Here is a 13,325-nt window from a genome sequence, read left to right on the forward strand (position 1 = left end):
GCGAGGCGCTCAGTTTCACGAACTGAGGTCGGGGACGTCGCCCGGCCATGCCCCCAGCTTTGCTTCGAGCGACGAGCGCGGGACGACGACGAGTTCCTTGAAGCTTTCGGGCGATGATCGGTACTCGAGGTCCGTCCACGACGAGTCGAGGAGGTCGCCGACGACCACCTGCGGCGAGGTGTGCAGCCGCACGCTGACGCCGTTGTTCGCATCGACGTCGTTGATGGACCAACCGAGCTCCAGGAGTTGCTCGACCTGCTTCGTCTGCTCGTCCGCAGACAGCGCACTGCTCGTCGCCTCGAACCAGATGCGCCGGTTGGTCTGCAGTCCGGACACCGTCTTGTTGACCTTGATGGTCGCGTCCGAGAGTCCAGCCATCTCCGCGAGTTGTGCTCGCGCGGCATCGAGTGATTCGCCGCCCTGAGCTGTTGAGGACGTCGTCATGGTCGGTTCGTCTCCCGGGTCGGTCGGGCTGCATCCAGCGATCGCGAACACAGACGCGAGACCGAGGCCCGCGACGACCGCGATCGCGGCGCGAGGTAACTTCACTGCTTCCGTTCCACTTCCCAGTCGTTGACCGAGGTCTGGTTTCCCTTGCCCCCGAGGAACTGCCCGATGTCCGACGACAAGTTCACCGACGGGTTGTCCTGCGCCATGACAGCGTAACGATTCGCGTCGTGGGCATTCACGAGCGTGGGCTGCTGACCGCCCTCGGTCGGCTTCACAGGAGCATCGCCACGAACCGTCTGCCACGACGAGGAGTCTGGGTTGAGCCGCCCGTCGAGGGCGGCGACGGGGTCGCTGGTGGACTCGAAGGACGTGACGTGCGTCGAACTCGGGATCGGCATCGCACCAATCGGAGCGCCTGCAGACACCACCTGCTGAATGTTGTACCCATGCGGATCAGCGGCAATCGTGCCCGCGGTGATGCCACCGAGGCTGAACCCGACGAGCATCACTGGCTCGTCGGTGATGCCCTCTCGCTTCATCGCATCCATCACGGCAGTCGACAATGCGGAGTTGTTTCCGTAGCGCATCGCGATGACGTCGGACGAGAGGTCGTTCGGCGTGGTCCCGGCCTCGGGGTCCCAGCTCTGCGTGCTGGGGATCTGCACGGTGTAGCGGACCGTCCCGTCCTCACCGATCGTCTTGAAGATGCGGATGTTCGCGAAGTCGTCTTGACCGATCCCGTCGATCTGGCTGGAGCTCGCGAAGAGCGAGGCCACATCGGTCGGAATGATGTTGCCGTTCGCGTCGATCTGCAGCCGGCCGTCGAGGGCCGCTTCGCTGTCGGAGAGCGCATCCTGCGTTCTCGCGAGACGCTCATCCGGATCGATAGCGTCCGTGACGAACTCGGGGACCCCGTCCTCGAACAGCCCGAATCGGTGACCGTCCGCGATGAGTGTGCCCAGGAGGTCGTCGTACACGCCCATGCTCCGGAGGTCCCCGAGCGACTGCTGTCCCACAGCGACGATCTTCGGGCTGAGCGCCGGCAGCGCCGCCATGAAGTTCGTCGAGAAATTGTTGGCCGCCTCGGTCGCGAACAACTCCAGACGATCGAGGAGGCTGCCATCGGATTCGAGCGCACTGTCGAAGGCTTCCTTCAGCGAGTGCACCGCGATCCCTGCGACGTCGCCGACGAGTCCGCTCGCCAACGCCTCGTGAACGACGGTCTTCACGAGGACCACGGTGTAGACAACCGTCTTCACCGCGAGCACGGCATCGGTCACGACCCGTCCCGCGAAGTCGACGGCACGTTCCGCGGTCACCCGGATCGCGGTCGCCGCAACGACCAGCGCAGCCTCAGCCGTCTGGTACACCTTCACGATCGACGCCGTGATCACCACGAGCGCCTCGGTCGACGCGACCGTCACCCCGAGCTGCACCGACGCGGTCAACACCGCCGACTCAGCCGCCACGGCCGTTCCCGGGGAGAGGATCGCCGACGCCAACAGATCACCATCTGCCGAGATCGCCCCGACCTTCGGCACCAACGGCAACGCGTACGCATTGAGGTCCGTCAGCCCGTTCGTCATCCGGTCGAGTTCGGCGAAGTCGACCTTCAGCCCTTCAGACATCGCTGTCCCTGTCCCTGATCAGTCCTGCGACGAGGCTCAGCAGCTCCGTACGGATGTCCTCGTCGGTCTGCGCCGTCACCGTGACGGTCCCGGCATCGGTGATGAGCTCTGGCGTGACCTCGGCGCCACGCGCCTCGGGCTCGAGTCCGACGCCCATCCGCAGCCAGCCTCGGGTGGTACCGAACCAGTTACCGACGAACACCGGCCCGTGGTCGAGCGTGAACGCCTTCACTCGGAACCCCGAGTGCACGGGGTCCGCGAGTCCGCGGAACAGGTCGACCGCCTCGGCCGGCACCTGGAGCTCGCGCACGACGGCGTCGAGCAAGCGCGGATCACGCTGTCCGATCGCGTCGACGAGTGCCTGCGACGCGACCGTGCTGACGGTGACCGCGCCGCGTGCAGGGCCGTCGACGGACACTGCCGGTACGAGCCCTGCGAGGGTCGGCCAGGCCTGCTCGAGTGTCGTTCCCCGGAGACGGGCGGAACCGTCGCCGTGCACCGTGAGGTGTGAGGCGGCCGACGCCTGGATCACGGTGGAGTGCGCGGCCGTCCCGCCCGGCGTCCACGCGGTGACCTGGATGACGATCGACCCGGCGTTCTGCAGCGCGAGCGCCAGCAGGAACGGCGCGTCGAGGTCCTCGGCCCACGAATCGGCGTCGAGAGCGGGAGAACGCTCCAGCACACCTCGCGAAGCGAGCCCCGCCACGAGGTCGTCCCGACCGTCGCCGGCGGGCACGAACGACGGCAGCACGAGGCCGGGCAGGTGGGATCGCAGCGTCTGGAGCTCGTCCACGGACAGCTCCCACTCGATGACGTCAGTGCTCGGCGCCGCGCTCATCCGACGCCGTTCCGCATCGCTGCCCCACGCACGTCGAGCCAGTCCTTCGACCCCGCTGCGGGCGGTGCGGGCACCTGCCCGATGAACGCCCGGGCGCTCGACACCTCGGAACTCGAGACCTCTCGTCCGTTGACCTCGTGGACGGACACGCGGATCTCGTCCGGGTTGCCGGACAGCGCTGCCCCGACGACGTTCATCAGTCCGTTCACGGCACCGCTGGCGACGTCCTTCACCCTGTCGACGACGTTGGCGACCAGGCTGGACGCCTGGTTCCAGAGATCACGCGCGATCCGCTCCGCCTCGGCGATCTTCGCCTTGACGGCATCGACCGCCTTCGCATGCGCCTCGAGCGCCTCCGCTGCATCGTCGAGCAGCTGGGCCTTCTTGCCGAGCTCGGCACCGGATTCGTGGACGCGCCGACGCACAGCATCAGCGGCCTTGGACGACGACGAGAGCGCGTCGGCCTGCGCCACGAGCCCGGAAGCTCGCGAGCGCAGACCGGCGGCGTCGTCGCGGAGCGTGCGGGCTTTGGCCCGCAGGTTCGCCATCTCCCCGTACACAGTTCACCCCCGTAGCGGCATCACACGGATGCCGCACACGACGGACCGGCTCAGCGACCCAGCTTCGATGCCAGCTGCTGATCCACGTCACCCAGCGTGGTCGCCGTGGTGCGCAGGAACTGCGCCAGGTCGTTCAGGCCACCGATGGTGTTCTGCGCACCGGAGGTGAAGCGCTGGTACGCGTCGTTGTACGCCCCCGACGACCGGTCCGTCTGGAACCCCGCCTGCGTCAGCGACGCGATCTGCGCCTGCAGCTTCGACAGCGTCGCGTTGATCTCGTCACGACCAGCAAGCAGCCGGTCCGCGTTGCCGTTGAGCTCCTGGTAGGACACGTTGATGTTCGGCATGGTCATCCCCTTGTTCGGTTCTCGTCGCCAGCCCCTCCGGCGACTTCTGGCACGCTACCAGAGGAGGAGAATTCCTCACCCATGCGATGGGAAACAGGCAGCGCGACCTGCACCCGGGTGACCCGCCCGGAGTCGACCATGAACCCCCGCCCGAGCGGGAAGTCCGACCGCGTGCAGCGCGGGAAGGCGGTCCGGAACAGCGTCAGCCCGTCCGTCTCCTCCGGCTGCAGGGCGATGCCCGCGCGGGCGGTCTTGAGCTCCCCGAACAGCTGCCAGGCGCTCGGCGCGGTGACGGTGTCGGCCTCCGCGAGGACGAACACCCCTGCGCGCCGAGCGGCCTTGATCAACCGCGCGACCTGCGACTCGGCTGGCAGCCCCTCGAAGTCGCCGACGTTCTCGATCACGATGAACGGCGACGGGTCGATCGTCCCGCCTGCTTCGAGCGACGACGCCAGCTGGCTGGCGAGCGCGTCGGCCGAGTCGGAGTCACTCGCGACCGCGGCCCAGTCCGCCGCGTCCCGGAGCGCACTCCGGCGGCCGACAACCAGGTACGCAGGGCGAGCAGGGTACGTCGCCGTGACCGACCCGATGAGCGTGCGCATCGTCGTGCTCCGTCCAGACCCGAACGGTCCGGTGACGACGAACAGCCCGTCGGTGGGGATGCCGATGGCCGACAGCGTGTCGTCGGCCACCCCGATCGTCGGACGTCCATCGACCGACACGGGCAGCGAGGAGATCCCGACGGAGGCGGGCAGCCGTCGGACCGCCGGCGTCGCCGGGACGCCGCGCGCCACCAGGGAACCGGCCAGGGACTCCACCGAAGCGGCCTGCACGACGAGATCGGCAGAGCCGCTCGGGACGGCGATCTGCACCTCGTGCGATCCCACGAGTCCACGCCCGGGGACGGCGTCCTCGAGCACGTCCGCGGCGACGTCGGCCGCGTTGTACTCGATGTCGCTCGCGAGCCGCAGCACGATCCGTTCGCCGATGTTCGCCTGCAGGTTCGTCGGGAAGGCCCCGACACGGTCGGCCGACATCACGAGGTGCACGCCGAGCGCCCGCCCGGTGGAGGCGATCGCGAGCACCTGGTCGAACAGTTGCAGCGTGCCCGGTCGGAACTCGTACTCGTTCCGGAACGCGCCCATCCCGTCGACGAGCACCAGGATGCGCGGCTCCGCCTCGCCGGTGACGGCCCGGTACTCGGTCAGGGAGGAGGCTCGGGCCGCTGCGAACCGCCGCGAACGGTCCGAGATGGTCGTCTCCAGATCGACCAGGAGGCGCGTGATGCGTTCGTCGTCCGGCCCGCTGATCACGGACCCGACGGTGGGCAGCGCGTCGAGCATCGAGAGCCCGCCGCCGCCGAAGTCGAGTCCGTAGACCTGCACGGGGTGCTCGTCGGCCACTGAGGACGCCGCGATGGCGACGGCGCGGAGCACCGTGGACTTGCCGGAGCCACCGGTCCCGAGGACGGCGACGTTGCCGACGACGTCGAGGTCGACGGCGTAGGCGGTCTGCTGCTGGTGTTCCGGGACGTCGAGCGTGCCGATGACGAGCGACGCTCCGTCGGATCGCCCGACCGCGTCGAGGTCGACGCTCTCGCCGAGCTGGTCGAGCCACGGCTTCCGCGGGACGGCGAGCGAGCGTCGGTCCGCAGCGGCCGCGATGGTGCCGGCGAGCCGCTCGATGTCCTTCGCGCGAGCGGTGTCCCGCGGAGCGCGTGCGGCACTCGGCCACATCGTGCCCGGCCCGAACGGGAAGTCCTGCACGTCGATGTCGGGCTCGTGCACGATGTCGTCCGACCGTCCGCCGAGGTACGCCGTCTGGAAGTCCAGGACACGCCCCGGTCCGGTCTTCGCCGCAGCGCGCCCGGGGGTGCCCGGATCGAACCACGCCGCGTCGGGCACACCGAGGACGTCGGCGCTGTCCACCTCGTCGGCGACGCGCAGGGCGATGCGGAGGTTCGTGTTCGCGCGCAGGGAGTCCTTGATGACCCCGCTCGGCCGCTGCGTCGCCATCACGAGGTGGAGCCCCAGCGAACGACCACGCTGTGCGACGTCGATGACCCCGTCGATGAATTCGGGGATCTCAGAAGCGAGGGCGGCGAACTCGTCGATGACGATCACGAGCGACGGCGGCGCTGCCGGATCGCCGCGCTGCTCGAGCGTGACGAGGTCCTTCGCACCCCGCTCGTTGAGCAGGTGCTCGCGGTACCGCAGTTCCGCCCGCAACGACGTCAGGGCGCGGCGGACCAGGTGCGGGTTGAGGTCGGTGACGAGTCCGACCGTGTGCGGCAGCCCGACGCACTCGGCGAACGCCGCACCGCCCTTGTAGTCGACGAGCAGGAACGTCACGCGGTCCGGGGCGTACTCGGCCGCGATCCCCATGATCCACGTCTGCAGGAACTCGCTCTTGCCGGAACCCGTGGTCCCGCCGACGAGCGCGTGCGGGCCCTGGGTCCTGAGGTCCAGCGCGAGCGGCTCGCTCGGTCCCTGCCCGATGACCGCCCGGATCCCGCCTGCTTCGCGACCGGCGCCAGGCACCCAGTCCGCGGTGATGCTGTCGTTCTTCGCCCAGCGGCTGACGACGGCCACCGGGTCCCCGGCGAGGTCGCCCTCGTACAGGTCGACGAACGCGACGCTGTGCGGCAGGTCGGTCTCGTCGAGCACGCGGGCGCCGGTGTCCTGGACGGGTGCGATGGCCCTGGCGACGGTCGCGGCCTCGATCACGTCGACGCGGTCGAGCTCGTCGAGCACGACCGCCTGGCCGGACCGCACGAACCCGACGGTCGCGGTCCCGGTGGAGCGGTCGAGGGAGATGTACGTCCGGCACACCACCGGCAGCGCCTGCTGCGTCGGGGCGAGCCACAGCACGAAGACGCCGAAGTCCGCACCCTCTTCGGCGAGCGCCACCAGTCGAGCGCGGTCGGCCGGGGCCTCGGCGGTGACGATGACGAGCACCGCGGGGGTCGCCGGCAGCCGGTCGACGGACTCGCCGTGCTCCTCGTCGAGCGCGTGCCCCTCGTCCAGGCGCGACCGCACCTGCTCACCGCGACCTGCGCCGGCGTCACGGCGGGTGGCGACGAGCCCCTCGAGTTCCGCGAGCAGCGTCGACGCGCCCGCGAAGTCGCTGACGAGCCCGCCGGAGCGGAGCGGGCTGTACGCGGAGTCGACGTGCGGCAGCCACTTCAACCACCCCCACTGTTCGGTCGTGGTGCCGCCGGCGAAAGCCGTGACGACGAGGTCGGCCGGGCTGTGCAGTCCGACGAGCTGCACGACGAGCGACCGGGCGACGTCGTCGGCAGCGAGTCCGGTCCCGGCGACGCCGATCGCGCCGGCTCGTTCGAACGTCTCGATGACCGGGACGGGACCGACGGTGGCGTACTCGTCGGCGAGTGCTTCTGCGCGGTTCCAGTCGTCGACGCTGCCGGTGTTCTTCGACGGCAGCGTGATCGATGCGCGCGACGGCTGGGTCCCTGCGCCGAACCGGACCTCGAGGAAGGTGGTGTGCTCGGGTTTGCGCGTCCACAGCAGCTCGGACCGCGTCCGCATCGCCGCCGTCACGACGGCGGGAGCGGGCGATTCGGCCACCCGGGCGTCGATCTCGCGCGCCCGCTCCGCCGCGAGCCGCGTGCGGACGTCCGCGAGCGAGTCCTCGAAGCGCTGCCGTTCGTCGCGCTTCCGCCGCTTGACCTGCACGCGCTGGTCGATCCACGTCCCGATCATGATCACCGGGGACAGCGCGATGAAGATGAGCGTGTACGGCTGCTTCGTGACGAGGAACAGCACGGCGCCCAGCACGATCGGCGCGATGATCGCGATGATCGGGAGTCGTGGCTTCTCGCCGGGGACGGGGATCTCCGGCAGCGTGAACGACCGGCCCCGGTACGCGGGGTCCACCCGCGGGGACCGCGAGAACTCCGACGGCATCTCGGCGGCGCCGGGGAGCGTCGGGAGTCCACCGGACGCGAGTGGCACGATGCGGAGCCGGGACTCCCCCACCTGCACCTCGGACGACGGCTCGACGAAGGCCCGTGCGACGAGCCGACCGTCGACGGAGACGCCGTTCGCCGAGTTGAGGTCGACGACCTCGATCGTCTCGCCGACCGTGACCGACGCGTGGCGGCGGGAGACCTCGTCGTCACCGGCGAGGTACACCTGCGCCATCGCGTCGCGTCCGATGAGGTTCACGCCGCGCGAGAGCGTGTACTCGTGCCCGGCCTCCGGACCGGCGAGGACCTGCACGACGGCGGCGGGCGCGTCCTCCACGTCGTCCCCACGCCGCCGCTCGGTGACCGGCACGACCTCCACCCGGCAGCCGGACCGCAGCGAGGACTCGTGCACCGTCGCCGACGGGTTGAGCAGCCGGGCCTGCGGGCGGTCCGGGAACTGCACGCGCAACGTGAGCGGGTGCACCCCGGACGGACTGCCGGTCGCCAACCGGTTCGCGAGGCTCCCGATCGTCGCGGTCACGTCCGCCGTCACGACGACGTCGCGATCGCCCCCTGCCGTGCCGCCGATGGTCATCTTGAGTTTCACACGTCACCCCCGCGACCATCTTATGGACGTGCCGCGACAGCCCGTCAACGTGTCCACAGGACGGACGGGACGGCCCGTCTACGCGGCGGTGCCGATCGCGTCCAGCTCAGCCACCGCGTCGGCCGGCAGCGCGAAGCCCGCCGACGCGACGTTGTCGCGCAGGTGGGCGACCGACGACGTCCCCGGGATCAGGAGCATGTTCGGCGACCGCTGCAGCAGCCACGACAGCGCGACGGTCAGGCGCGACACCTCGAGACGGGCGGCGACCGCGTCGAGCGCCCCTGACTGGATCGGCGAGAAGCCGCCGAGCGGGAAGTAGGGCACGAAGGCGATCCCCTGCGCAGCCGTGAGGTCGACGAAGGGGTCGTCCTCACGGTGCGCGACGTTGTACAGGTTCTGCACGCACACGACCGGTGCGATGCCCTGCGCCTCCGCGAGCTGTTCGGCGTTCACCGTCGAGAGCCCCAGGTGGTTGATGAGCCCCTGCTGCTGGAGCTCGGCGAGCGCCTCGAACTGGGGAGCGATCGATCCGGGCCGCGGGCCTTCCATGCCGCCCATGCGCAGGTTCACCACGTCGAGTCGCTCGACGCCGAGGTTCCGGAGGTTGCCGTGCACCTGCTCGACGAGCTCGTGCGGCTCCCGCGCCTCGGGCCACCCACCCTGCTCGTCGCGTCGGGCACCGACCTTCGTCACGATGCGCAGGTCGTCCGGGTAGGGCGCGAGCGCCTCGCGGATGAGGCCGTTCGTCACGAACGGACCGTAGTAGTCGGACGTGTCGATGTGCGTGATGCCGAGGTCGACGACCTCGCGCAGCACACGGATCGCCTCGTCGTGGTCGGCGGGCGGGCCGAACGCCCCGGGTCCGGCCAGCTGCATCGCGCCGTACCCGACGCGGGTGAGTTCGAGGTCGTCGGCGAGACGGTACGTGCCGCCGGGGAGGGTGGTGTTCGTCATGTCGTCCACGATCCTCCTGGACCGGGATCGGTGACAGGCCCCGATGGTCCCTGGGACCCGGGGTCCTAGGCGCGGTACCCGACGATCCGGCGAACCGCTTCCTCCACACGAGAACGCCGCTCGCGGGCGTCCACAGGCTCGACGAACACGGCGTCGGGCAACGACGTCTCCGCGTGGACCACGGCGAGCAGGTACCCGAGCAACTCCGCCGCGTCGAACACGTCGGCGTCGACCGCGCCGCCCCCGGACCCGGCGAGGATCCCGACCGCGTCGGCGAACGGTGCGCCGTCCACGTCGGGGGCCGTCCCGCCCGCAGCCACGTGGTCGAACAGGTCACCGGCGAACCGGGGCAGGTCCTCCGGGTCGAACCGCACCCCGCCGAACATCGTCATGACGCGATCCTACGGAGCCGTACGCTTCGCGGGCTTCGGGAAGGCCGAGCGCATGTGGTCGGACGTGAGCACGTCACCGATGCCGATCATGAACACCGAGAAGACGATCTGCTCGATCACCATCCAGAACGGGTAGAGCCCGGGGATCGCCGCGATGATGAGCGTCACGATCGGGAAGATCCTGCTGAACAACCGCAACCGCTGGTATGCCCAGTAGTACCCGAGCTGCGCTCGCCAGGCGAACACGTACAGCGTCAGCGTGATGAGGAGCACCACGGTCGCCCGGAACCACACGGCCCACGGGATCGTCTCGCCGGCCCGCGTGAGCAGGATCGCCACGACGATCGCGGCGAGACCCACCACGGTCTCGGCGACGAGCAACCAGCGGATCCACCGGAACGACCGCACGGTCGCGGGGTGCGCGAGCATGTCCTCACGGATCACGTAGTCGGCCTGGCGGCCGCCGGCCAGGCGGTCGAGCCGGAGACGACACCAGAGCCGGTCGGCCCGGTCCGCGATGGATTGCTGCGTCACCCGTCCATGGTGCCGTATCCGGCGCGGATCACGTGCCACGAGCCTCCCGTCCGACCAGCCGGGAGGCTCGGATCGCGACCGGCGCGCACCCTGCGCGACCGGCGTGGCGGGGTCGACGGCGTCAGCCGGCTGGCAGCAGCTCGGCACCACCCAGGATGGTGGTCGTGTTCCAGTCGAGGATCACGAGCGAGTGCACCTGGGGCGGCAAGATCTGCGGGACGCGCAGGTCGATGACCGCGGACGTCGCGCCGTGCGGGATCGTGCCGACCTCGACGGGGTCGCCGTCCGGGACCCATCGTGCTTCCTGCCCGGTGCCCACCACGTCGCCGCCGGTCAGCTGCACCCGGACGTCCGCGGTCGCGAGGTCGGTCCGGAAGTCCGTGATCGTGACGCGCAGCGCACGCTCGCCCGACCTCGTCACCGTGACGTGGCCCGTCGTGTCGACGCCGATCGGGACGATGTCTCCGTCCACCGGCAGCCCGGTGCGGTACCAGGGCTCCGGGTGCGGTGGCACGGTCGCGATGGCGTTCGTCGGCCTACGCTCGACGGCCGTGTGCGCCGTCGGGGCCGGAGCGAGCAGCCAGAAGAAGACCGCCGCGGCGACGATCACGCCGGCCGCGCCGATCGCTGCCCAGCCGTTCGGCGTGGGCCCGTGCCCGGGTGACATGCACGGAGCGTACGCCCGTGCATGTCGTTCCGGGGAGGGGTCAGGTGCGCTTCCGGCGCTCGCGGACGCGCATGTTGACGGTGATGGGCGTTCCAGCGAAGCCCCAGACCTCGCGCAGACGCCTGGTGATGAACCGGCGGTACTGCGGGTCGAGGAACTGGGTCGTGAAGAGCACGAACGTCGGCGGCTGGCTCGCGGCCTGGGTGCCGAAGAGGATGCGCGGCTGGCGTCCGCCACGGACCGGGTGCGGGTGCTCCTGGACCAGCTCGGCGATGAAGGCGTTGACCTTGCCCGTCGGGATGCGGGTGTCCCACGACTCGAGCGCGGTCTCGAGGGCCGGGACGAGCTTCTCGAGGTGCCGGCCGGTTCGCGCCGAGATGTTCACGCGCGGCGCCCAGGCCACGTGCGCGAGGTCCTGTTCGATCTCACGCTCGAGGTACCGACGACGCTCGTCGTCGAGGAGGTCCCACTTGTTGTACGCGAGGACCAGTGCGCGACCGGACTCGAGCACGAGGTCGATGATGCGGAGGTCCTGGACGGACACCGGCTCGGTGACGTCGAGGACGACCACGGCGACCTCGGCCTTCTCGAGCGCGGCCGTCGTACGGAGCGAGGCGTAGAAGTCCGCGCCCTGCTGGAGGTGCACGCGCTTGCGGATGCCGGCGGTGTCGACGAAGCGCCAGACACGGCCGCCGAGCTCGACCTGCTCGTCCACGGGGTCGCGGGTGGTGCCGGCGAGCTCGTTCACGACGACGCGCTCTTCACCGGCCGCCTTGTTGAGCAGCGAGCTCTTGCCGACGTTCGGGCGTCCGAGGATCGCCACGCGACGCGGGCCGCCGATCTCCTGCTTCGCGACGGCGGAGACGTCGGGGAGGGTGGTGATGATGAGGTCGAGGAGGTCCGCGACGCCACGACCGTGGAGTGCGGAGACCGGGTGCGGCTCGCCGAGCCCGAGGTTCCAGAGCTCGTAGGCGTCGAGGTCGCGGCGGTCGTCGTCGGACTTGTTCGCCACGACGATCACCGGCTTGTCGGTGCCGCGCAGCATCTTCACGACGTGCTCGTCGGTCGCGGTGATGCCGACCGTGACGTCGACGACGAACAGCACGGCGTCGGCGAGGTCGATCGCGACTTCTGCCTGGAGCGCGACCGAGGCGTTGATGCCCTTCGCGTCGGGCTCCCACCCGCCGGTGTCCACCAGGGTGAACCGCTTGTCGTTCCACTCGGCCTTGTAGCTCACACGGTCGCGCGTGACGCCGGGGACGTCCTGCACGACGGCTTCGCGGCGACCGATGATGCGGTTCACGAGCGCGGACTTGCCGACGTTCGGACGACCGACGATCGCGAGCACCGGGAGTGCCGGCAGGTACGCGACGCCGTCCTCGCCGAACTGCGCGGAGTCGAGGAGCGCGACGTCTTCCTCGTCGAGGTCGTAGTCCTCGAGGCCGGCGCGGAGTGCGGTCGCCCGCTGCTCCGCTTCCGACTCGTCGAGGCCCGCGAGACGCTCGCCGAGGGCGTCGTCGTACTCCGGGAAGTCGTCGTGCTCTGGTCCGTTGTCCAGCTGCGCCATGGTGGGTTCCTTGCCGGCGGCCGGTCGGCCGCGTGTGTTCGGGCCCGTCGGGCCGGTGTCAGTGTCCGGCCGCGCGGGCCAGGTCGACGACCGCCTGCACGGTCTGGTCGAAGTCGAGGTCGGTGGAGTCGAGCGTCGTCACGCCGTCTGCGGCGTTCATGAAGTCGACGACCTTCGCATCGGCTGCGTCACGTCGGGCGAGTGCAGCCGAGGTCTCGGCGGCCGACTGGGTCGTGACCTCCGCCGAGCGTCGGGCCATTCTAACCTGCTCGTCGGCGGTCAGGAGGATCCGGACGTCGGCGTCGGGCGCGACCACCGTCGTGATGTCCCGGCCCTCGGTGATGATCCCCTTCGCATCGGTCTTGCGCATCACGTTCCGGAACAGCTGCACGAGGCGCTTCCGGACGTCGGGGAGCTTCGCGATGTGCGCCACCGCCGCCGTCACCTCCGGGGTCCGGATCGCATCGGTCACGTCGGTGCCCGCCACACGCACGAAGTACGCGTCCGGGTCGGTGCCGATCTCGTAGTCGAACGTGTCCCAGCTCGCCAGGATCGCGTCGGCGTCGTCGAGGTCGGCCTGCTGCTGCAGGGCGTGCCACGCCAGCGCGCGGTAGGCGGCGCCGGTGTCCTGGTAGCCGAACCCGAGGGCCCGAGCGGCGGCCCGGGAGACGCTGGACTTGCCGCTGCCAGCCGGACCGTCCACCGCGATCACGAACTTCGCGACGTACGCGCCGTCCGCGAGACCGGCCGGCATCGGCTCGCGGGTCAGGCCCGGTTCGCCACTGCCCTGGCCGTCCGCGCCGCCGATGTCGCCACCGGTCACCGGGCCGGGCTGGTCGACGGGTGTGGGGAG

Annotated in this window: 12 protein-coding genes; all 12 read right to left on the reverse strand. The window is 70.3% G+C overall.

Annotation, left to right across the window (positions count from 1 at the left end; translation table 11 throughout):
• Positions 1–15: 15 nt before the first annotated feature.
• The 12 genes from ACEN9V_RS04605 to cmk all read right to left on the reverse strand — a co-directional run bounded on the left by ACEN9V_RS04605 (position 16) and on the right by cmk (position 13,226).
• Entirely contained in the window at positions 16–378 is a 363-nt protein-coding gene (locus tag ACEN9V_RS04605) for a hypothetical protein (protein ID WP_413602319.1), read from the reverse strand.
• 167 nt (positions 379–545) lie between these two features.
• On the reverse strand, positions 546–1,730 hold the full coding sequence (locus ACEN9V_RS04610; RefSeq protein WP_413602320.1) for a hypothetical protein: 1,185 nt from the start codon (positions 1,728–1,730) through the stop codon (positions 546–548).
• 340 nt (positions 1,731–2,070) lie between these two features.
• The gene (locus tag ACEN9V_RS04615) at positions 2,071–2,916 is read right to left on the reverse strand and encodes a hypothetical protein (RefSeq protein WP_413602321.1); all 846 of its coding nucleotides are present in this window, start codon (positions 2,914–2,916) and stop codon (positions 2,071–2,073) included.
• On the reverse strand, positions 2,913–3,464 hold the full coding sequence (locus ACEN9V_RS04620; RefSeq protein ID WP_413602322.1) for a hypothetical protein: 552 nt from the start codon (positions 3,462–3,464) through the stop codon (positions 2,913–2,915). Before ACEN9V_RS04620 ends, ACEN9V_RS04615 begins: the two co-directional genes overlap by 4 nt.
• Before the next feature lie 62 nt (positions 3,465–3,526).
• A complete protein-coding gene (locus tag ACEN9V_RS04625) occupies positions 3,527–3,823 on the reverse strand; it encodes a WXG100 family type VII secretion target (RefSeq protein WP_071270879.1) in 297 nt (98 codons plus the stop codon).
• 2 nt (positions 3,824–3,825) lie between these two features.
• Positions 3,826–8,358, reverse strand: coding sequence for an FtsK/SpoIIIE domain-containing protein (locus tag ACEN9V_RS04630; protein WP_413602323.1), 4,533 nt, complete (start codon positions 8,356–8,358; stop codon positions 3,826–3,828).
• A gap of 78 nt (positions 8,359–8,436) precedes the next feature.
• Positions 8,437–9,312 carry an oxidoreductase gene (locus tag ACEN9V_RS04635; RefSeq protein WP_413602324.1) on the reverse strand — a complete coding sequence of 292 codons (876 nt, stop codon included), beginning with the start codon at positions 9,310–9,312 and terminating at the stop codon, positions 8,437–8,439.
• 65 nt (positions 9,313–9,377) lie between these two features.
• Positions 9,378–9,704, reverse strand: coding sequence for a hypothetical protein (locus ACEN9V_RS04640; protein ID WP_413602325.1), 327 nt, complete (start codon positions 9,702–9,704; stop codon positions 9,378–9,380).
• Positions 9,705–9,713: 9 nt separating this feature from the next.
• Complete coding sequence (locus tag ACEN9V_RS04645) at positions 9,714–10,238, reverse strand: hypothetical protein (RefSeq protein ID WP_413602326.1); 525 nt, start codon at positions 10,236–10,238, stop codon at positions 9,714–9,716.
• 121 nt (positions 10,239–10,359) lie between these two features.
• Positions 10,360–10,905 carry a hypothetical protein gene (locus ACEN9V_RS04650; protein WP_413602327.1) on the reverse strand — a complete coding sequence of 182 codons (546 nt, stop codon included), beginning with the start codon at positions 10,903–10,905 and terminating at the stop codon, positions 10,360–10,362.
• Positions 10,906–10,945: 40 nt separating this feature from the next.
• Positions 10,946–12,472: a ribosome biogenesis GTPase Der gene (gene der / locus ACEN9V_RS04655; protein WP_281267471.1), complete on the reverse strand. Its 1,527-nt coding sequence runs from the start codon at positions 12,470–12,472 to the stop codon at positions 10,946–10,948.
• Positions 12,473–12,530: 58 nt separating this feature from the next.
• Complete coding sequence (gene cmk, locus ACEN9V_RS04660) at positions 12,531–13,226, reverse strand: (d)CMP kinase (protein ID WP_413603033.1); 696 nt, start codon at positions 13,224–13,226, stop codon at positions 12,531–12,533.
• Positions 13,227–13,325: the final 99 nt, after the last annotated feature.

The organism is Curtobacterium sp. Curtsp57 (assembly GCF_047324335.1).
Lineage (GTDB): Bacteria > Actinomycetota > Actinomycetes > Actinomycetales > Microbacteriaceae > Curtobacterium.